Origin of the sequence: Xenorhabdus taiwanensis, assembly GCF_036512875.1 — a bacterium.
In the GTDB taxonomy this organism is placed as follows: Bacteria; Pseudomonadota; Gammaproteobacteria; order Enterobacterales; family Enterobacteriaceae; genus Xenorhabdus; species Xenorhabdus taiwanensis.
On the sequence record NZ_AP028978.1, the window covers coordinates 2,599,212 to 2,619,328 of the forward strand.

Below are 20,117 nucleotides of genomic sequence, written 5' to 3' on the forward strand. Positions count from 1 at the left end.
CTAAGTCTTAATGAAAGGTAATCACCCGCAGTAAGGTCATATAATATGATTTCAGGTATCTTAGTATCACCAGGAATTGCTTTCGGTAAAGCGTTATTACTGAAAGAAGATCCCATCATTATTAATCATAAAAAAATTATCCCTGAACAAGTCGAACAAGAAATTTCCCGCTTTAAGCAAGGCCGTGACAAATCTTCCGCACAATTAGAGATCATTAGAGAAACAGCCGAAAAAAATCTGGGTGCAGAAAAGGCCGAAATCTTCGAAGGCCATATTATGTTGCTGGAAGATGAAGAGCTAGAGCAGGAAATTATCACGCTGATTAAAAAAAATCTGTTAACAGCAGATGCAGCCGTTCATTCCGTTATTGAAGATCAGGCCAATGCGCTGGAAGAACTGGATGATGAATATTTGAAAGAGCGAGCTGCCGATGTCCGTGATATTGGTAAGCGCTTACTGAAAAATATTCTGGATATGCCAATTATCGACTTAGGTTCCATTGAAGAAGAAGTCATCTTGGTTGCCAGTGATCTGACTCCATCAGAAACCGCACAACTCAATCTGGACAAGGTATTAGGTTTCATCACTGATCTTGGTGGCCGCACTTCCCACACTTCCATTATGGCTCGCTCGCTGGAATTACCAGCAATTGTTGGTACAACCAATGCGACCAAGCAAATCCAAAATGGCAGTTACCTGATTCTGGATGCCGTCAACAATCATATTTATGTGAACCCATCTGATACCGAAATCGAGAAACTGAAAACAGCGAAAAGTGAGTATCTGACAGAAAAAACCGAACTGGCGAAGCTGAAAGACTTACCTGCCATCACATTGGATGGTCATCAAGTTGAAGTTTGCGCCAATATCGGTACGGTACGTGATATCGCTGGTGCTGAACGCAATGGTGCCGAAGGTATTGGTTTATACCGTACTGAATTCCTGTTTATGGATCGTGATTCTCTGCCAACCGAAGACGAACAATTTGAAGCCTATAAAGCAGTTGCAGAAGCTGTTGGTAATCAAGCCGTCATTATTCGTACGATGGACATTGGTGGTGATAAAGACTTACCTTACATGAATCTGCCAAAAGAAGAGAACCCATTCCTTGGCTGGCGCGCGATCCGTATTTGCCTTGACCGTAAAGAAATCTTACATTCTCAATTACGTGCTATCCTGAGAGCTTCTGCATTTGGTAAACTGCGCATTATGTTCCCAATGATTATTTCAGTTGAAGAAATTCGGGAATTGAACGCTGAGCTTGCGCTACTCAAAGAGCAATTACGCAATGAAAACAAAGCATTTGATGAATCGATTGAAGTTGGCATCATGGTGGAAACGCCTGCTGCTGCAACCATTGCTCATCATCTGGCAAAAGAAGTTGACTTTTTTAGTATTGGGACAAACGATCTAACTCAGTATACTCTTGCGGTAGACCGTGGTAATGAGCTGATTTCTCATCTCTATAACCCAATGTCACCAGCGGTGTTGAGCTTAATCAAGCAGGTTATTGATGCCTCACACGCAGAAGGTAAGTGGACAGGCATGTGTGGAGAGCTTGCCGGTGATGAGCGCGCCACGCTGTTGCTCCTGGGCATGGGGTTGGATGAGTTCAGCATGAGTGCAATATCAATTCCACGCATTAAAAAGATCATCCGTAATACTAATTATGATGATGCAAAAGCACTGGCAGAGCAGGCCTTGACTCAGCCAACAGCAAAGGAATTGATGGATTTGGTTGACACCTTTACCAGAGAAAAAACACTCTGCTAAGAATTAGCCAGAATACGGTCCCATTAAACAATTAGGAGAAGATTCATGGGTCTGCTTGATAAATTGAAATCTCTGGTTTCAGACGATAAAAAAAATAGTGGCAGTATTGAAATTATCGCACCATTGTCAGGTGAGATAGTCAACATCGAAGATGTTCCAGATGTTGTTTTTGCCGAAAAAATCGTTGGTGATGGTATCGCTATTAAACCAACCGGCAACAAAATTGTCGCTCCTGTTGATGGCACCATTGGCAAGATCTTCGAAACAAATCATGCTTTTTCTATCGAATCTGATAGTGGCATTGAGCTATTCGTCCATTTTGGTATTGATACTGTTGAACTGAAAGGTGAAGGCTTTAAACGCATTGCCGAAGAAGGTCAACGGGTACAAAAAGGTGATTTGGTTTTAGAGTTTGATCTGGCATTTCTGGAAGAAAGAGCTAAATCAACCTTAACTCCTGTTGTTATTTCTAACATGGATGAAATTAAAGAGTTAACGAAAATAAATGGCTCCGTAGTCGTCGGTGAGTCAGTCATCATGCGAATCAAAAAGTAGCTGAATACATCACTGATGAGCTGTATGTGGATCGCCTCTGTTTTATCAGGTAAGCATAAAAGTATCTGATAAAACAGGGCGATTTCTTTATAAGCCGGTAAACGGTCACGTATTCAATGTGTTGTTCTTCATTTATAATGCTTATTTTTGCGAGATAGCATACATGGCCACAGTGGAAGTAAAGTGTCGGTTTTGTCACCAAACGAAGGATGTTAAAAAACATGGTATTGGTAAAGGCGGTCACCAACGTTATCGTTGTTTATACTGTAACCGTACTTTCCAGCTCGATTATGCTTATCGAGCCTGTCAAGCCGGAATAAAAGAACAAGTCGTCGATCTTGCGATGAACAATGCCGGTATCCGTGATACTGCCAGAACCCTGCATATCAGTATAATTCAAGGTAGCCTCTTGGTGTACTCCTTACGTAACCGAATTAAGCGCCTGAACCGTAAAGACGCTCGGGTATTCAAAGTCTCCTATAATGCATGACAAAGTCATTGGCACTTTCATTGAACGTGAATATTATATTTGAGGGTGATCAACGCTTTGAATACATAACCGATTTTTAGGGAGGATGATATTTCAGACCATAGCATGGTTAATAAGACTACAGTCTGAATGTAGAAAGGAAAATAAAAAAGAATATGGGTCAATTAAAAACGCCAGTAGATAAATATCTATCGCCGCGATCGCAAATAATTACCACGATTATCGCTCCAGGGTTTTCAGCCGCGATACGTAACGCGCCAAAAACTGCGCCACCAGAGCTTACGCCACAAAAAATACCTTCCTGTTGGGCCAACAAGCGCATGGTATTTTCCGCTTCCGTTTGGGTGATATTCAGGATCTGATCCACCAGCTCTGCCTGATAAATGCCCGGCATATAGGCCGGAGACCAACGACGAATACCAGGAATATGACTATTTTCCTCAGGTTGTAATCCGATAACTTTCACTCTGTCTGACTGAGATTTCAAATAGCGACTCACTCCTGTAATCGTGCCTGTCGTTCCCATACTGGAAACAAAGTGCGTGATCCGTCCCTGTGTTTGCTGCCAAATTTCCGGGCCAGTAGTCTTAAAATGAGCCAGTGAATTATCCGTATTATTAAATTGGTCTAGAACTTTTCCTTCCCCATTCTTCTCCATTTCCTGTGCCAAATCCCGCGCACCTTCCATTCCCAATTCTTTACTGACTAAAATTAATTCAGCACCGTGAGCCCGCATTGATGCCTGTCTCTCAAGGCTCATACTTTCAGGCATCAATAATTTTAGGCGATATCCTTTTACCGCTGCTATCATCGCCAGTGCAATACCGGTATTACCACTCGTTGCTTCAATCAAAACATCACCCGGAGTGATTTCCCCACGCAATTCCGCTTGCAGGATCATCGAAAGCGCAGCTCTGTCTTTTACGGAACCCGCCGGATTATTACCTTCCAGCTTTACCCAAATCTCAGCGTCAACACATTCTGTCATTCGTTGTAATTTCACCAGCGGTGTATTACCTATAAATTCTTCCAAGTTTGCCACAGCATCACCTAATTCATATGAGAATGGATAAATAAATAATCATATTAAGAAAACTGTAGCAAGACATTAAGCAAAAAATCCCTACTTCCTTGCATTACAGGAAATAGAGATTCAATATAAAGATGAATTAAATCAGGCAGATTCAGCAAATCGCAACACTTTTAATGGCAAATCCCCTGCATACAAGCGGGCGCCTGTGCCACCAATAAAATAGTCATTTCCCCTAACTGGTATGGTGGAGTCATCCCGCCAAATCACTGACAGGTATTCATCGCCCCATCCTAGCGGTTGAACAGACAGGAGGAAAAAATGACCGCGCGGGCTCACTTCCACAACCTGCACTGGCAAAGGACAAGCAGGTGTTTGCTTGGCACTCAGCATCATATCCCAAGGCCGAAAAAATACATCAACATTTCCTTGATGTAGCGGAGTGATATTCAATGGAAAAATTTTCCCGCCAATCCAGAGTTGGGAACCTTTAATTTCACCATTCAGTTTGTTTATTTCCCCCATGAATTCAAGGACAAATCGGCTTTCCGGTTCATTCCATACTTGCTGAGGAGTACCGACCTGTTCAATGCGCCCTTGATTCATAAGTACTACTCTGTCGGCCACTTCCATTGCCTCTTCTTGATCATGGGTGACAAATACGCTGGTAAACTTCAATTCTTCATGTAACTGCCGCAACCAACGACGTAACTCCATACGAACCTGAGCATCTAATGCACCAAAAGGTTCATCCAACAAGAGGATCTGTGGTTCAACCGCCAATGCCCTCGCTAATGCCACACGCTGTTTTTGTCCACCAGAAAGCTGCGATGGATAACGTTCTGCCAAATGGGAAAGTTGCACCATATCCAGCAAAGCCATAACTTTACTACGCAGTGCCTCAGCACTAGGACGCTGACGACGAGGAAGAACGGTCAGGCCAAAAGCCACGTTATCGAATACCGTCATATGACGAAATAAAGCATAGTGTTGGAATACAAATCCAACACGCCGATCTTTTGCATGTAGCCGGCTGACATCCTGTCCGTGGAATTTCAGTTGGCCTGCACTCTGCTGCTCAAGCCCTGCGATGATCCGCAACAATGTTGTCTTGCCAGAACCTGATGGGCCAAGCAGAGCTACCATCTCACCAGATTCAATATCCAGTGAAATTTCATTCAGTATCTGAGATCGACCAAAAGATTTACTGATTTTACTGATTTCAATACTCATATCCCGCTCCTAACCTACCCTTGCTGGCGGCTTAAACGCCATTGCAATGCACTTTTGACAATCAGAGTAATAATCGCCATCACCGCCAATAAGGCCGCGGCCGTAAATGCGCCAACCGTGTTGTAATCTTGATACAACAGCTCAACCTGCAAAGGCAGCGTATAGGTTTCACCGCGAATGGCCCCCGAGACTACAGACACAGCACCAAATTCCCCAATCGCCCGCGCATTGGTCAAAACAACGCCATATAACAATGCCCAACGAATATTTGGCAATGTCACACGCCAAAACATCTTCCAACCGGAGGCGCCCAATAATATGGCGGCTTCATCTTCCTGATTACCTTGACTCAACATCACCGGCACCAATTCACGGACCACAAACGGACATGTTACAAACACTGTCACCAATACCATACCAGGCCATGAGAACATCAATTGGATGTCATAACTTCCCAGCCAACTTCCTAACCAGCCATTAGCACCATAAAAAAGCAGATAAAGTAACCCAGCTACAACCGGCGAAATCGCAAACGGAATATCAATTAATGTCAGCAATAATTGTCTGCCTGGGAATTGGAAACGTGTCACTAACCATGCTGTCATCACACCAAAAACCAAATTAAGGGGGACGGTAATAAGCGCAATCATCACGGTCAGCCAGATAGCGTGCAGCATATCGGAATCGAAAAGGTTCTGGGCAACCATGTCGATTCCTTTAGAAAAAGCAGTCAAGAAAATCCATGCTATCGGTATGATCAACAACAGAAGAGAGAAAAGTACACCAGTGCCGATCAATAACCATTTTCCCCAATTTATAGAGAAACGTTGTGCCACTGTATATGCGGACAATTCAGTCATTAATGCCCCCCTATCCGTTTACCAAAGCGGCTTTGCAATATATTGACGCTAAACAGCAGTAATAACGACGCAGCGAGGATGACGGAAGCAATCGCACTGGCAGCCGGATAATCAAATTCTTGCAGGCGGACAAAGATCATCAGGGAAGCAACTTCAGTTTGCCAGGCAATATTGCCGGCAATGAAAATCACAGCACCAAATTCTCCCAGACTACGAGTAAAAGAGAGCACAGTTCCGGCAATCAATGCAGGTGAAACCTCAGGTAATACAACCCGCCGAAAAGTTTGCCAACGGTTTGCTCCCAATGTCTGTGCGGCCTCCTCGTATTCAGGGCCTAATTCTTCAAGCACAGGCTGAACAGTGCGCACCACAAACGGCAGGCTAGTGAATGCCATTGCGACCGCAATGCCCAGCCAGGTATTGGCGACTTTGATATCAAAATGACCAAGCCAGGCCCCATACCACCCAGTTGCAGAAAAGAGTGTCGCTAGCGTTAAACCAGCAACTGCCGTCGGTAAAGCAAATGGCAAATCCATCAAGCCATCTAATAAACTGCGTCCGGGGAATTGATAGCGCGTTAATATCCAGGCCATCAACATGCCAAAAACCATATTGAACAAACTGGCAACCGCTGCGGCCAACAATGTTACCTTATAAGCGGCAACAACCTGTGGGTTGATGATGACCTGCCAATATTGCGCCCATGTCATACTGGAAAGCTGTACTACCAGAGCACTTAATGGCAATAGCAGGATAAGGCAGACATAAAACAGGCTACAGCCTAAACTCAGCCCAAATCCGGGCAAGACACGTTTGCTAAATACCCGCATTATTTGCGTCCTTCTTTCAATAACTGATCAAGCGTACCGCCAGTATTAAAATGAGTTTTCATCACTTGAGGCCAGTTACCGAATTGTTCTTCGAGGCGAAACAGTTTGGTTACAGGAAAACGGGAGTGCTGTGCTTTCATCACATTTTGATCGATTACACGATAATTAAAACTGGCTATGATTTGCTGGGCTACCGGACTATACAGATAATTTAAATACGCTTTAGCAACTGCTTCCGTACCGTTTTTCTGAACACTTTTATCCACCCAGGTTACAGGGAATTCAGCCAAAATATTCACCGGAGGTACAATAACCTGATAATTATCTTCCCCATACTGTTTACGAATGTTATTAACCTCAGACTCGAAGCTAATCAGTACATCCCCTATACCCCGTTCAATAAAGGAAGTTGTTGCACCACGACCTCCGGTATCAAATACCGCTACATTCTGTAAAAAATGCTGCATCAGTTGGCGAATCTTAAGGGGATCATGCGGATTTTTTTGCTGAAAAGCGCCCCATGCGGCCAAATAGGTATAGCGTCCATTACCTGACGTTTTTGGGTTTGGGAAAATTAACTTGACGTCATTTCGCACTAAATCTTCCCAGGTTTGGATATGCTTGGGATTACCTTTGCGTACCAGAAATGCCATGGTGGAATAATAGGGCGAACTGTTATTCGGCAAACGCTGCTGCCAATTGGCGGGAATGAGATTGCCGCGATCGTGCAAGATCTGAATATCTGTGACTTGGTTATAAGTGACGACATCCGCCCGCAATCCATGCAAAATGGCCAATGCTTGTTTAGATGAACCGGCATGGGACTGTTTGATGGTCAATTTATCCTGCGGGTTCTGTGCATTCCATTGTTTTTCAAATTCCGGATTCAAGCTCAAGAATAATTCTCGTCCAATATCGTAAGAACTATTCAACAACTCAACAGCCAAGGCGTTAGAGCTATAAACGTTGAGACAGGCACAAAACAACAGGCTAGCTATTCCGCTTAATAATTTATTTTTTATTGCCACTATTTTCATCCACACCTTACTCATCACACCATTTGACAACAATTTCTCTACTGTATCCAGAATCTTTATAACAGGGTAGTTTACTGGCTACTGTTTTATATACCGAATTTTTATGAGAAATGATGAAAAGCGATAAGATGTAGAAAATATCAGGTTACAGGTGCCAGCCGCTTTTCAATTATCTGAAACGGTCTGAATTCTGGCACCCTGCCCTTATCACGCAAGTGGATTAAAAGATCTTTTACTTGATATAAAGCCTTTTTAGGTAGTTATCAGGATTGCCAAATAATACGAGAAACTTTCCAGTCCTTCAAAACATCATCAGAAGGCATTAATCCTTCAGGACCTTCCCAAGCTCCAGTAAAAACATAGCTGATATGCTGACTCTGTGAAGCAGTGCAAATGACAGTAGGCGACACAGCGAGATCATGGGAGCGCTGACATTTTCCAAATGCCTGATTATAGAGATCAGAAAAAGGCGTACCTATTTTCGTTCCCCAAACTGTTTTCACCTCATCATCCAACACGTCAATACGATCAACTTTACCATTGACCAGACCGTGAAACTCCAGTTTTACCTGACCATCTTCCATACCCTGAATAACACTCACTAACTTGCCATTTTGCATCTCCATGCCACTACGCAGACGATATTTTCCCTCCAATCCTGTTTCGATAGCAGATTGAGTCATATCCGTCTGTTTATTGATTTTCCCTATACCTTGCTCAGAAACACTTAATGAACTGCCAAACCAATTAAAAGGCGATAAGGCAGGCCATGACATTCTTAAAGTTCCGGCACAAGCCGTCAACAAGAATGAGCATCCAACCAAACTGCTAGCCAGCATAACCTTCTTCTGTTTAGAACAGGAATTAAATGCAAAAAATTTATCCATCTCTGTTTTCTTAACCTTTGGCTCTATGGAATTGTCATTTGATATCTATCAGACCACATTCCTAAAAAAACATTCAATTGTAAATATACAAACCATTCATCAACAAGATCATGTTTAAAAGATGTTATTGATTAAGTATTGCACATCCATTTATAAAATAAACTGCATGATCGAATAACATTAATTAATGATATCTTCATCCGTTATCTATATCGGCTATCGGCTAATGCTTATTTTTATATCTCACTGTTATGATTCATTGGCTAAGTAATATAACTCAGGAGAGAAATGATGAATATTCCCTATCAATATCATGTTGATTATCAGCAGCCTTCTGACTGGACTGTATTAAAAGGAAAGTCCATATCTTCTATACCTGAGCATTATTTCCTATCTAAGGATGAAAATGGAAATATTAAGGTGGTGCTTTACATTGATAATAAAAAGCCTGCAATGTCAAAAGATCTCCTTATTATAAAGAACAAATATATGAGGAGATGGACGCACTCTATTCATGTTTCATCAAAAAATATTGATTGAAAAAGATAATAATGACTAAATAGAGAGCGTATATAAATAGTATGATTCTATTCAGCCATTGCATGGCTTGTATATTTATCTAACAATTCATTTAATCAATAATCAATCGCTTGCTAAACATGACCTTTTCCTGACCCAAATAATCATATTCCATTTTTTCACACATGCAGATTGTTGCATCATTTTCTTCTGGAACCACAATCAAAATACTGGGGCAACCTCTGGCCAATAATTTCTTTTCCAGACGGGAGATCAATGCATTGGCTATTCCCCTGCCTCTGAATTCAGGATGCACTCCCAGATAATAAGCATGACCACGATGCCCATCATAACCGCCCATAACTGTACCAACCACCTCTCCCGCAACTTCAGCAACCAGAAATAAATCAGCATCATGGGTGAGTTTACGCTCAATATCTATTTCTGGATCATCACCAGAGTTAATCAAATCACAACGTTCCCAAAGTGTGATAACGGCTTCAAAGTCGTCTGGCCGAAATACCCGAATTTCCATAGTTAGTAAGCCTATTTAATAAGCAGTTGAATCAATGTTAATTATCACTACTTTTATTTTGGAATCAATCTGAAAATGCGTTTACTGATACTAGCAGGTATACTACATGTCTTTATAATTAACCAAAATGAAAACAGAAATGAATATACCTAATATATATCAAGTTAAAAATTTTTTCCTCTCATTACAGGATCACCTCTGCAAGCAGTTAGAACAACTTGATGGTCAATCAACCTTCATGGAAGATTGCTGGCAACGAGAAGATGGTGGTGGCGGAAGAAGCCGTGTGTTAACGGAAGGTAAGGTTTTTGAAAAAGCCGGTGTGAATTTTTCACATATTTCTGGAGCTTCAATGCCCGCTTCTGCTACAGCTCATCGTCCTGAGTTAGCAGGTCGCAGTTACCAAGCCATGGGAGTTTCTCTCGTCATTCATCCACTTAATCCCTATGTCCCAACCAGCCATGCAAATGTGCGTTTTTTTATTGCTGAAAAAGAAGGTGAGCCTCCTGTATGGTGGTTTGGCGGTGGCTTTGATCTCACACCTTTTTATGGTTTCGAAGAAGATGCTATTCATTGGCATACCGTGGCCAAAAATTTATGTCAACCATTCGGTGATGATGTTTATCCTAAATATAAAAAATGGTGTGATGATTACTTTTTTATTAAGCACCGCAATGAACCCCGTGGCATTGGTGGTTTGTTTTATGACGACCTGAATACGCCTGATTTTGATACCTGCTTTAATTTCACGCAAGCTGTCGGACATGGATTCCTGTCTGCCTATTTACCTATTGTAGAAAGAAGAAAAGATTTAATCTGGGGTGAGCATGAAAGACAATTCCAATTATATCGTCGAAGCCGCTATGTTGAATTCAATCTTGTTTGGGACAGGGGAACGCTTTTTGGCCTGCAAAGCGGTGGAAGAACTGAATCCATATTAATGTCCATGCCCCCATTAGTGCGTTGGGAATATGGCTACTCTCCAGAAAAAAACTCCCCAGAATCTGAATTATATACTTCATTTCTGATAAAGAAAGATTGGGTATGATAATTCAAAACAGGAATACAAGACAATTTCTTTATTCCTGTTTTACTCCTTGTTTATAAAAAAATTAACCTAAAATAGATGGGTTATTTATCATAATACTGATAAAAATATTTATTATTTTTCATTAGCAATACCCTGCCATAAAAAGTCAATACTTACACTAATGACTCTCCTATTAATTACAGCTAGTATTCAATCCGGGCCCGAAAAAACGAATACAACATCTAACAACAAAACAGGGTATTATTATGAGCAATAATCAAACCAACATATACAGCTTAATTCCTCCATTTGTTCTGGAACATATCTCTGATGATTGTGATGCGTATACTAATCAATATGTATTAAAAACATTAGGTCATGTTTATCAATTGATGAATGCGCCTGCTGAAGAAACTATTTCTCAACAGGATAAACAAGAAACTAAAAAAGAGGTGAACGATAAACTGCATCGAACTATCTATGATGCTAAAAATAAAGAGGAATTTCCAGGGGAAGAGTTATCTCGCGGCGAAGGTATGCCAGAAAGTTCTGATGATTCAGTTAATGAGGCTTATGAGTATATTGGTAAGACTCATGAATTCTATAAAAAAGTTTTCGGCCGCAATTCTCTTGATAACAAAGGAATCAAATTAGTTGCTACAGTACATTATGGAAAAAATTATCTGAATGCATTCTGGACCAGAAAACAAATGGTATTTGGTGATGGTGATGGAAAATACTTCAATCGTTTTACCTCTGCCATTGATATTATAGCTCATGAGTTAACCCATGGTGTTATCGAAAGCGAAGCTGGGCTGGATTATATCTATCAATCTGGTGCACTTAATGAATCCATCGCAGACGTATTTGGCATTATGGTAAAACAATATGTTAATCACCAAAAAGTCGATGAATCCAATTGGCTGTTAGGCCAAGGTTTACTGGGGCCAAAATTTAATCCAGAAAATAAATCTGATGTTAGCTTACGCACTTTTGTTAACCCCGGAAGTGCATTTTCTGGAGATAAGCAAGTTGGTCACATGGATCTGTATGAAGATCTCCCCTTTATAATTGATAATGGCGGCGTTCACATACACTCAGGCATTCCTAACAGGGCATTTTATTTAGTGGCGATGGAGTTAGGAGGCTATGCCTGGGAAAAAGCAGGAAAAATTTGGTATGAAACGCTACTGGATAAACGTCTATCTTCAAATGCAGATTTCGAAGATTTTGCCAAACTGACGATTGATAATGCTGAAAAATTATTCAACAAGAAAACGTCAGATATTGTTAGTCATGGTTGGAAAGAAGTGGGTGTTCTACTTTCCGAAGAATAATGAAATTACCATTAATAAAATACTAATTCATATTTTAAGCAGTAACATTAAGATAATCCTAAAACAAATGATAAAGGGTTAAGGATAACCCTTTATTATATTTATAAATTAATATTTTAGATCCCAACAAAAACACCCTCCATTAGTAGAAAATATCATCATTTAGATTAATAATTAATTAAAGTCCCTAGAGATAAAATATGCATAACATCTAAAAATCGGGGGTATCATTATGCGAAACCATCAAGATAAATTAAATAAATCTGGTATCATCCCACCCTCTTTATTGGAATACGTTGTTAAAATTTGCGGCCAAATTGACAAATCATACATATTAAAAACATTAGATCATGTTTACAATCTAATGAATAGTCCTGCTGAAATGGATATATTAAATCATGGATATCAGCCAGGTTTTGACAACAAATTAAATAGAACTATTTACAATGCTGAATATAATGATCAATACCCAGGGGATAAATTAATTTTATGCGAAGGCATGGCTGTGATTGATGATATCGCAGCCACTGAGGCTTATAATTATCTTGGTAAAACATATGAGTTTTATCAAGAAATTTTCGGTCGTAATTCTATTGATAATAAGGGTCTTAAATTAGTTGCTACTGTGCATTACCAAAAAAACTATATGAATGCATTTTGGAATAATAATCAAATGGTCTTCGGTGATGGTTATGCCCCTTATTTTAACTGTTTCACTTCCTGTATTGATATTACTGCACATGAACTCACTCATGGAGTAACTGAAAGTGAAGCAAATCTTGATTATGCCTATCAGTCAGGTGCACTAAACGAATCGATCTCAGATGTATTCGGTATTATGGTAAAACAGTATGCAAATAATCAAAAGGCTAATGAATCTGATTGGTTGATAGGCCAGGGAATATTTGGCCCTGTACTTAATCCGAACAATGATCCTAATATTGCCTTGCGCTCATTCAAAAATCCTGGAACAGCAAACCCAAAAGATAATCAAGTTGGTCATATGGACCAATATCAAGATTTATCCGTCAGAGATGATAACGGAGGTGTCCACAAGTATTCTGGTATTCCTAATAAGGCATTCTATTTATTGGCAACAGCGTTGGGAGGGTATTCTTGGGATCAAGCTGGAAAAATTTGGTATAACACATTATTGGACAAACGATTATCCCACAAAGCCAGTTTTAATGATTTTGCACAACTAACCGTTGATAATGCTAACACATTATTTGGCAAAGAAATTTCAGATATTGTGACTCATTCATGGAAACAAGTCGGGACTTTACTCTAAAAGTTGTAATACCTCTCTAATCATTCAAGACCAGGGAAGGTCTTGATTACATTTATATATTTATCCTTAATTTAATTAAACTAATCATCTTATCTCTCCATGTCATATCATAAAAAAATTTACATTTTTAGTAGTGACTAACATGGTTAGTTTGGCTACTATTCAGATTAGGCAAAATATACGCCAACACCATAACATACATACAAAATAGGGCATTATCATGATTGACAATAAAGCAAAAAAACAAAATATAATCCCCCCTTATTTATTGGAGTATATTGCAAAAACCTGTGATACTAATGACAAAGAGTATGTTTTGAAAACATTAGATCATGTTAATAAACTTATGAAGCAATCAACCAAAGAAGAGACCTTAGACTCTGGAGATGATCCTTTATTGTATAAAAACAGAAAAAAACCTGAATCAGAAGACAGTTATTCATTATCAGGAAAGTAGGGGTACTCTCTGATTTTTATGCTTTTTAATATAAAAAAAAGAAATACCTAAATTAATAAAACTAAATATACAATAAATCTATTGATAAATTTGAAAGATTTTAACGCTAATTAGATTAATTCTTAAAATCATTTCTATCTGCTCTGTTTTATGATGGTTAATTATTCTTTAAATGCAGAAATAATAAAGGGCTAAAAATAGCCCTCTATTTATATCAATATTTTTAAATAATTACCGTTTTTTCAGATGTTCCATTAAACGCTTACGTTTACGGAGCTGAGTTGCTGTTAATGTATTTTTCTTATCCGCATAAGGATTAGCTCCTTCTTTAAATTGGATACGGATAGGTGTTCCCATCACCTTCAAAGAACGACGGAAATAATTCATCAAATATCGCTTATAGGAATCAGGTAAATCTGTTACCTGATTACCGTGGATAACCACGATAGGTGGGTTATATCCACCAGCATGGGCATATTTCATTTTCACCCTACGACCACGGATCATTGGTGGCTGGTGATCATCTTCTGCCATGCGCATTATACGGGTCAATAAGGAAGTACTAACGCGACGAGTTGCACTTTCATAGGCTTCCAGAATTGATTCAAATAAATTCCCAACACCACTACCATGTAGTGCAGAAATAAAGTGAATACGGGCAAAATCAACAAAACCCAAACGCAGCTCAAGCATATCTTTGACGTGATCTTTGTCTTCCTGACTCATGCCATCCCATTTGTTGATGGCAATAACCAGAGAACGACCACTGTTAAGAATAAAACCAAGCAGAGAGAGATCTTGATCAGAAATGCCTTCACGGGCATCCACTACCAGTAATACAACATTGGCATCTTCAATCGCCTGGAGCGTTTTAATCACAGAGAATTTTTCAACTGTTTCAGTGACTTTTCCACGCTTACGAACGCCCGCGGTATCAATCAAAATATATTCACGACCATCACGCTCCATGGGAATATAAATGCTGTCACGGGTGGTACCAGGCATATCAAAAACGACAACACGCTCTTCACCGAGGATACGGTTAGTTAATGTGGACTTACCCACATTGGGGCGGCCAACAATCGCAAGTTTCAGAGGCAAAGTTGTAGGATCAAATGCCTCCTCCTCTTTTTCTTGTTCAGCAGAAGCATCCAATTCGGCTTGTTCCATTTCTGCCCAATAAGCTGCGTTAGCCTCTTCTTCCGTTAATTCAACTTCTTCTTTCGTTTTTTCTTTATCAGAAAACGGCAATAACACACGTTCAATCAATTGTGTTACACCACGGCCATGAGAAGCTGCGATGGAATAAACATCGCCTAAACCGAGTGAATAAAACTCAGCTATAGAAGTATCAATATCGATACCATCGGTTTTATTAGCCACCAAAAAAGTTGCTTTTTCACGGCTACGCAGATGCTTGGCAATCGAATGGTCAGCAGGCATCAATCCCGATCTGGCGTCAACCATAAATAGAACAATATCAGCCTCTTCTATGGCCATAAGAGATTGCGTAGCCATATGCGTTTCTACGCCCTCTTCCGTACCATCGATACCCCCCGTATCAATGATAATGAATTCCTGCCCTTCAACCTCTGCCCGTCCATATTTACGATCACGGGTTAAGCCAGGGAAATCCGCTACCAGCGCATCTCTGGTTCGGGTTAATCGGTTAAATAAGGTGGATTTTCCAACATTGGGGCGCCCAACCAGCGCAACGACAGGTATCATTTTCTTGATGCCTCATGACTAGATTTAAATCGATACCCTGCTGAAAGTGACATCTTGATATTGTTCATCACAGCAAGATACAAAGATACTAAAAAGACGAAACGGCCCCTGTTATATCCAGGAGCCGTATAATTTCGTGTTATTTAAAACACGCTCTGAAGTTAGCGGGTATACAAATAAACTGTACCGTCCTTCGCTTGCAGCATCAGTTTATCGCTGGCAACAACCGGACGACTCAACAGGCCGGAACCATCAACCTTGTTCTGCGCCACAAATTTGCCATCAGCCATATTCAACCAATGCAAGTAACCTTCAGCATCACCAACAACCAGATAGCCATTGTACATTTCCGGTGCTGTCAGGTTACGGTGCAAGAGATCATTTTGCGACCATAATGTCACGCCATCACTCTTGCGCAGGGACAAGATATGATCATCTTGATCAACAATGAAAATATTGTTGTCAGTGACCACCATATCATGCACCGATCCCAGATCACGCTTCCAGATGATCTGGCCTGAACGCATATCCATTGCCACCAAATTGCCGTTATAAGCAATCGCGTAAATAATATTGTCAGAAATAACCGGGGTCATATCGACATCATTCAGGCGATCTATTTCGGTAGAACCTGTTACCTGAGAAATACGCTGCTGCCAAATTAGTTGCCCCTCAGACAGCAGAACCGCACTAATACGACCATTATCACCACCTACAATAGCTGCACCATAAGCCACGGCAGGAGCGGATTCACCACGAACGGACAACGAAGGTGTATCCATGTTAACTGACCAAGCAATACGACCATCGGTTTCGTTTAATGCCTGCAACATACCATTACCGGTATGAATCAAGACAAAGCCATCACTCACGACAGGACGGGACAACGCTTCGCCGGCAACCGTTGACTCCCATTCAACCTTACCGTCCGTTACATCCAATGCGATGACTTTTGCTTTTTCTGTGCCAACATACAGGCGATCACCGGACACAGTCAAACCGCCAGAAAGCAGCGCCGGCAAACGGGATGACAATAGACCTGTTTTTTCTGACAAATCCGTTGCCCATATTTCTTTGCCGCTGTCTATATCAAATGCTTTGACAACACCATGACGGTCAGCAACATAAGCTGTCGAACCCTGCCAGGTCGGTGATAAGTGAGAATAATACTCCCCCGTACCACTCCCAACGGACTTATCCCAAACGATACGAGGTTTGAATTGATTTTCAACCTTCGGTAACGGTGACATTGTTACCGTATCCTGTTCACTTGAACAACCTGCCAGCAGAACAGAAGCAACCAGCCCAACCAAGAGTGTTTTTCGCAGCTGCATTATGAAGTTGGCTCCCTTAGTTGGATAAATTATTAAGTTTGATTTTCATAAAATCCTTAATTACCTGCGGGCCATCAAGTCCAAGCCCTGTGGAATAGGCTGCACGGGCGCCAGCAATATCCCCTTTTTTAGCCAGAATATCCCCACGAATATCCTCAACCATAACCTGCCAGCCTTTGCCTTTGACCAAATCCAGCGTTTTCAATGCAACATCTGTTTTATCTTCTGCCAATTGAACTCGAGCCAGACGAAGGTTAGACAATGCTTGCATGTCCCCATCTTTAGCTTTACCGGATGCCGCTAGCAAATTTTTCTCTGCCTGAGCCAAATCATTCTGAGCAACAGCCTGTTTTGCCAGTTCCAGATCAGCCATAATACCGTAGACATTGTTCGTCTCATTAGCGAACTTTTCTACGGCAACAACATTTTCTTTCGACCCAGACGCCAGTGATTTGTTCAATTCTTCAAATACTGCCGCCGTATTATGCAATTGGTTAGTTTGGTGACTCTGCCAGTAACGCCAACCCAACAAAGCACCAATACCTAGCACCAGGCCAACAGCAAGGTATTTACCGTTGGTAGATAAAAAACGCTTTATCGCGTCAACTTGTTCAGTTTCTGTGGTATAGACTTGCACTAGAGTCTTTCTCCTTAGCCTAACAGTTCGCTCAAACGCGCTGCGACCGCTTGTTGTGACAACGTTTCTTGTTCACCGCTGCGTAAATCTTTCACTGTAATATTGCCTGCCTGAATTTCATCTTCTCCCAGAATCAAGGCAACTTTGGCACCGTGTTTACTCGCACGTGTCAACTGTTTCTTAAAGTTACCACCGCCATGGTTGGTCATCAAACGCAATTCTGGCAGTTGATCACGGATTTTTTCGGCCAATATCAATGCCGCTTGCTGGCTACCTTCACCAAAGGAAGAGAAATAAACATCGGCAACGGTCAGATCAGCAACAAAGTCAGGATTGGCCTCCTGCACCAACAAGACCATACGTTCCATGCCCATGGCAAAACCAACTGCTGGTGTTGCCTTACCGCCCAATTGTTCAACCAAGCCATCGTAACGACCACCAGCACAGACAGTTCCCTGCGCACCCAACGCTGATGTTACCCATTCAAAAACAGTACGGTTGTAATAATCAAGGCCGCGAACCAGACGCTGGTTGATACGGTATTTGATCCCTGCGCTATCAAGTATCTGACACAATCCATCAAAGTGTTCTTTTGATTCTGCATCAAGATAATCAAACAACTCCGGGGCATCATTCAAAAGTTGCTGAATTTCAGGGTTCTTAGAGTCCAATACACGCAGTGGATTGGTATACATGCGGCGTTGACAATCCTCGTCCAGCTTCTCTTTGTGTTGTTCAAGGAATGCCACCAATGCCTCACGATAATTTGCACGGGCTTCTAATGAACCAATTGAGTTCAATTCAAGTGTGACGTGATCAGCAATGCCGAGCTCGCGCCACCAACGTGCTGTCATTAAAATAAGTTCAGCATCAATATCTGGCCCTTGTAAGCCAAACACTTCGGCTCCTAACTGATGGAATTGACGGTAACGGCCTTTTTGTGGACGCTCATAACGGAACATAGGCCCGATATACCATAAGCGCTGTTCCTGATTGTACAGCAGACCATGCTGAATACCGGCACGGACACATCCTGCGGTATTTTCTGGGCGCAGGGTCAAGCTTTCACCATTGCGATCGTCAAAAGTATACATCTCTTTTTCGACAACATCAGTTACTTCCCCAATTGCACGTTTGAATAACGGGGTCTGCTCTACAATCGGTGTCCGAATTTCGCTAAAACCATAACCTGACAGCACACGCTTCACCGTAGATTCAACTCGTTGCCAAATGGCCGTTTCAGCAGGAAGGCAGTCGTTCATGCCACGAATAGCTGGGATATTTTTTGCCACGTTTTATCTCTTATTAATATTTATACAATGCCATCGATTATAAAAGCGAATACTTGCAAGGTTCAATCTGCAAGCAAATCTATATACTCATATCCCCAATAAATTACTCATCAAGCTGATTGATGCTGATTCGGTTCTTAGCATCGAGGATAGCTGCCTTCGCCCGAATTTTCGCCTCAAGTTGATCAATCAAGTTGTTATTGTCAAAACGCTCTTTTTGACGAATACCATCTTCATAAAAGCCGCTTTTTGTTTTCGCCCCCGTTACGCCAAGCGTTGAAACTTCTGCTTCTCCTGGGCCATTCACGACACAACCAATGATTGAAACATCCATCGGAGTGATTAAGTCTTCAAGGCGCTGTTCAAGCGCATTAACCGTACCGATAACGTCAAATTCTTGGCGCGAACAAGTTGGACAGGCAATGAAATTAATGCCCCGTGAACGAATACGCAATGCTTTCAGAATATCAAAACCGACTTTAACTTCTTCTACTGGATCTGCGGCCAACGAGATACGCAGCGTATCGCCAATTCCTTCTGACAACAAAATGCCAAGGCCAATTGAAGATTTCACCGCACCAGCACGCGCCCCGCCAGCTTCCGTAATGCCCAAATGCAGCGGTTGATCAATTTTTTGCGCCAGTAAACGGTATGCCCCAACCGCCAGAAAAACGTCCGAGGCCTTGACGCTTACCTTAAATTGATCGAAGTTCAGGCGATCAAGAATATCCACATGGCGCATTGCCGATTCAACCAACGCTTCTGGTGTGGGTTCACCATATTTTTCTTGTAGATCTTTTTCCAGCGATCCACCATTAACCCCAATGCGAATCGGAATGTTATTGTGGCGGGCACAATCCACAACCTGACGAATACGCTCTTCGTTACCGATATTGCCAGGATTGATGCGCAGACAGTCAACACCATATTCCGCAACTTTCAGGGCAATGCGGTAATCGAAATGAATATCGGCAACAAGAGGGGTATTGACTTGCTGTTTGATGGACTTGAACGCTTCGGCTGCATCCATTGTTGGAACAGACACCCGAACGATATCAACACCTACACGCTCTAACGCTTTAATTTGATTGACTGTCGCTTCAACATCAGTTGTTCGTGTGTTAGTCATTGATTGCACTGCAATCGGAGCGCCATCCCCGATAGGCACATTACCGACATAAATACGTGTGGATTTACGTCTTTTTATCGGTGATTCATTATGCATTTTTACATTACTCCCCTACATCCCTGTATTTTTGTTT

19 protein-coding genes and 1 pseudogene are annotated in these 20,117 nt (G+C 41.4%); 8 read left to right on the top strand and 12 right to left on the bottom strand.

What is annotated here, in order from left to right; genetic code table 11:
* The first annotated feature begins 45 nt into the window (after positions 1-45).
* The 3 genes and pseudogenes from ptsI to ACE1SE_RS11810 all read left to right on the top strand — a co-directional run bounded on the left by ptsI (position 46) and on the right by ACE1SE_RS11810 (position 2,861).
* A complete protein-coding gene (gene ptsI / locus ACE1SE_RS11800; RefSeq protein ID WP_374051060.1) occupies positions 46-1,773 on the top strand; it encodes a phosphoenolpyruvate-protein phosphotransferase PtsI in 1,728 nt (575 codons plus the stop codon).
* A gap of 45 nt (positions 1,774-1,818) precedes the next feature.
* The gene (gene crr / locus ACE1SE_RS11805) at positions 1,819-2,328 is read left to right on the top strand and encodes a PTS glucose transporter subunit IIA (protein WP_374051061.1); all 510 of its coding nucleotides are present in this window, start codon (positions 1,819-1,821) and stop codon (positions 2,326-2,328) included.
* A 163-nt stretch (positions 2,329-2,491) separates the two neighbouring features.
* A pseudogene (locus tag ACE1SE_RS11810) lies at positions 2,492-2,861 on the top strand (IS1 family transposase).
* Positions 2,862-2,978: 117 nt separating this feature from the next.
* Here ACE1SE_RS11810 and cysM read toward each other — a convergent pair.
* The 6 genes from cysM to ACE1SE_RS11840 form a co-directional block, all read right to left on the bottom strand.
* Positions 2,979-3,860 carry a cysteine synthase CysM gene (cysM, locus tag ACE1SE_RS11815; RefSeq protein WP_374051062.1) on the bottom strand — a complete coding sequence of 294 codons (882 nt, stop codon included), beginning with the start codon at positions 3,858-3,860 and terminating at the stop codon, positions 2,979-2,981.
* A 132-nt stretch (positions 3,861-3,992) separates the two neighbouring features.
* The gene (gene cysA / locus ACE1SE_RS11820) at positions 3,993-5,081 is read right to left on the bottom strand and encodes a sulfate/thiosulfate ABC transporter ATP-binding protein CysA (protein ID WP_374051063.1); all 1,089 of its coding nucleotides are present in this window, start codon (positions 5,079-5,081) and stop codon (positions 3,993-3,995) included.
* 14 nt (positions 5,082-5,095) lie between these two features.
* Positions 5,096-5,941: a sulfate/thiosulfate ABC transporter permease CysW gene (gene cysW / locus ACE1SE_RS11825; RefSeq protein ID WP_374051064.1), complete on the bottom strand. Its 846-nt coding sequence runs from the start codon at positions 5,939-5,941 to the stop codon at positions 5,096-5,098.
* On the bottom strand, positions 5,941-6,771 hold the full coding sequence (gene cysT, locus ACE1SE_RS11830) for a sulfate/thiosulfate ABC transporter permease CysT (RefSeq protein ID WP_374051065.1): 831 nt from the start codon (positions 6,769-6,771) through the stop codon (positions 5,941-5,943). Before cysT ends, cysW begins: the two co-directional genes overlap by 1 nt.
* Positions 6,771-7,808, bottom strand: a complete 1,038-nt coding sequence (locus ACE1SE_RS11835; protein ID WP_374051066.1) for a sulfate ABC transporter substrate-binding protein — start codon at positions 7,806-7,808, stop codon at positions 6,771-6,773. The genes cysT and ACE1SE_RS11835 overlap by 1 nt, the downstream gene beginning before the upstream one ends.
* 263 nt (positions 7,809-8,071) lie before the next feature.
* Positions 8,072-8,695: an RpoE-regulated lipoprotein gene (locus ACE1SE_RS11840; protein ID WP_374051067.1), complete on the bottom strand. Its 624-nt coding sequence runs from the start codon at positions 8,693-8,695 to the stop codon at positions 8,072-8,074.
* A gap of 288 nt (positions 8,696-8,983) precedes the next feature.
* On the opposite strand from ACE1SE_RS11840, the gene ACE1SE_RS11845 reads away from it, so the two are divergent.
* Positions 8,984-9,235: a hypothetical protein gene (locus tag ACE1SE_RS11845; protein ID WP_374051068.1), complete on the top strand. Its 252-nt coding sequence runs from the start codon at positions 8,984-8,986 to the stop codon at positions 9,233-9,235.
* 91 nt (positions 9,236-9,326) lie between these two features.
* Here ACE1SE_RS11845 and ACE1SE_RS11850 read toward each other — a convergent pair whose 3' ends face one another.
* A complete protein-coding gene (locus ACE1SE_RS11850; protein ID WP_374051069.1) occupies positions 9,327-9,749 on the bottom strand; it encodes a GNAT family acetyltransferase in 423 nt (140 codons plus the stop codon).
* A gap of 139 nt (positions 9,750-9,888) precedes the next feature.
* On the opposite strand from ACE1SE_RS11850, the gene hemF reads away from it, so the two are divergent.
* From hemF to ACE1SE_RS11870, 4 genes are all read left to right on the top strand, one after another.
* On the top strand, positions 9,889-10,797 hold the full coding sequence (gene hemF, locus ACE1SE_RS11855; RefSeq protein WP_374051070.1) for an oxygen-dependent coproporphyrinogen oxidase: 909 nt from the start codon (positions 9,889-9,891) through the stop codon (positions 10,795-10,797).
* A gap of 248 nt (positions 10,798-11,045) precedes the next feature.
* Positions 11,046-12,116 carry a M4 family metallopeptidase gene (locus ACE1SE_RS11860; protein ID WP_374051071.1) on the top strand — a complete coding sequence of 357 codons (1,071 nt, stop codon included), beginning with the start codon at positions 11,046-11,048 and terminating at the stop codon, positions 12,114-12,116.
* 232 nt (positions 12,117-12,348) lie between these two features.
* Positions 12,349-13,407, top strand: a complete 1,059-nt coding sequence (locus ACE1SE_RS11865; RefSeq protein WP_374051072.1) for a M4 family metallopeptidase — start codon at positions 12,349-12,351, stop codon at positions 13,405-13,407.
* Between the two features lie 220 nt (positions 13,408-13,627).
* The gene (locus ACE1SE_RS11870) at positions 13,628-13,864 is read left to right on the top strand and encodes a protealysin propeptide domain-containing protein (RefSeq protein ID WP_374051073.1); all 237 of its coding nucleotides are present in this window, start codon (positions 13,628-13,630) and stop codon (positions 13,862-13,864) included.
* Positions 13,865-14,095: 231 nt separating this feature from the next.
* Here the strand turns inward: ACE1SE_RS11870 and der are convergent, their stop codons facing one another.
* The 5 genes from der to ispG form a co-directional block, all read right to left on the bottom strand.
* Complete coding sequence (der, locus tag ACE1SE_RS11875) at positions 14,096-15,592, bottom strand: ribosome biogenesis GTPase Der (RefSeq protein ID WP_374051074.1); 1,497 nt, start codon at positions 15,590-15,592, stop codon at positions 14,096-14,098.
* Between the two features lie 161 nt (positions 15,593-15,753).
* Positions 15,754-16,926, bottom strand: a complete 1,173-nt coding sequence (gene bamB, locus ACE1SE_RS11880; protein WP_374051075.1) for an outer membrane protein assembly factor BamB — start codon at positions 16,924-16,926, stop codon at positions 15,754-15,756.
* Positions 16,927-16,942: 16 nt separating this feature from the next.
* A complete protein-coding gene (locus tag ACE1SE_RS11885) occupies positions 16,943-17,563 on the bottom strand; it encodes a YfgM family protein (protein WP_374051076.1) in 621 nt (206 codons plus the stop codon).
* Between the two features lie 14 nt (positions 17,564-17,577).
* Positions 17,578-18,855, bottom strand: coding sequence for a histidine--tRNA ligase (hisS, locus tag ACE1SE_RS11890; protein WP_374051077.1), 1,278 nt, complete (start codon positions 18,853-18,855; stop codon positions 17,578-17,580).
* 103 nt (positions 18,856-18,958) lie between these two features.
* Complete coding sequence (gene ispG, locus ACE1SE_RS11895; protein ID WP_374051078.1) at positions 18,959-20,080, bottom strand: flavodoxin-dependent (E)-4-hydroxy-3-methylbut-2-enyl-diphosphate synthase; 1,122 nt, start codon at positions 20,078-20,080, stop codon at positions 18,959-18,961.
* Positions 20,081-20,117: the final 37 nt, after the last annotated feature.

Bases quoted from the DNA above. Each gene is read 5' to 3' on its own strand.
- ptsI (WP_374051060.1), top strand. From the start codon at position 46: ATGATTTCAGGTATCTTAGTATCACCAGGAATTGCTTTCGGTAAAGCG.
- crr (WP_374051061.1), top strand. From the start codon at position 1,819: ATGGGTCTGCTTGATAAATTGAAATCTCTGGTTTCAGACGATAAAAAA.
- cysA (WP_374051063.1), bottom strand. From the start codon at position 5,081: ATGAGTATTGAAATCAGTAAAATCAGTAAATCTTTTGGTCGATCTCAG.
- cysW (WP_374051064.1), bottom strand. From the start codon at position 5,941: ATGACTGAATTGTCCGCATATACAGTGGCACAACGTTTCTCTATAAAT.
- cysT (WP_374051065.1), bottom strand. From the start codon at position 6,771: ATGCGGGTATTTAGCAAACGTGTCTTGCCCGGATTTGGGCTGAGTTTA.
- ACE1SE_RS11835 (WP_374051066.1), bottom strand. From the start codon at position 7,808: ATGAAAATAGTGGCAATAAAAAATAAATTATTAAGCGGAATAGCTAGC.
- ACE1SE_RS11840 (WP_374051067.1), bottom strand. From the start codon at position 8,695: ATGGATAAATTTTTTGCATTTAATTCCTGTTCTAAACAGAAGAAGGTT.
- ACE1SE_RS11845 (WP_374051068.1), top strand. From the start codon at position 8,984: ATGATGAATATTCCCTATCAATATCATGTTGATTATCAGCAGCCTTCT.
- ACE1SE_RS11850 (WP_374051069.1), bottom strand. From the start codon at position 9,749: ATGGAAATTCGGGTATTTCGGCCAGACGACTTTGAAGCCGTTATCACA.
- hemF (WP_374051070.1), top strand. From the start codon at position 9,889: ATGAATATACCTAATATATATCAAGTTAAAAATTTTTTCCTCTCATTA.
- ACE1SE_RS11860 (WP_374051071.1), top strand. From the start codon at position 11,046: ATGAGCAATAATCAAACCAACATATACAGCTTAATTCCTCCATTTGTT.
- ACE1SE_RS11865 (WP_374051072.1), top strand. From the start codon at position 12,349: ATGCGAAACCATCAAGATAAATTAAATAAATCTGGTATCATCCCACCC.
- ACE1SE_RS11870 (WP_374051073.1), top strand. From the start codon at position 13,628: ATGATTGACAATAAAGCAAAAAAACAAAATATAATCCCCCCTTATTTA.
- der (WP_374051074.1), bottom strand. From the start codon at position 15,592: ATGATACCTGTCGTTGCGCTGGTTGGGCGCCCCAATGTTGGAAAATCC.
- bamB (WP_374051075.1), bottom strand. From the start codon at position 16,926: ATGCAGCTGCGAAAAACACTCTTGGTTGGGCTGGTTGCTTCTGTTCTG.
- ispG (WP_374051078.1), bottom strand. From the start codon at position 20,080: ATGCATAATGAATCACCGATAAAAAGACGTAAATCCACACGTATTTAT.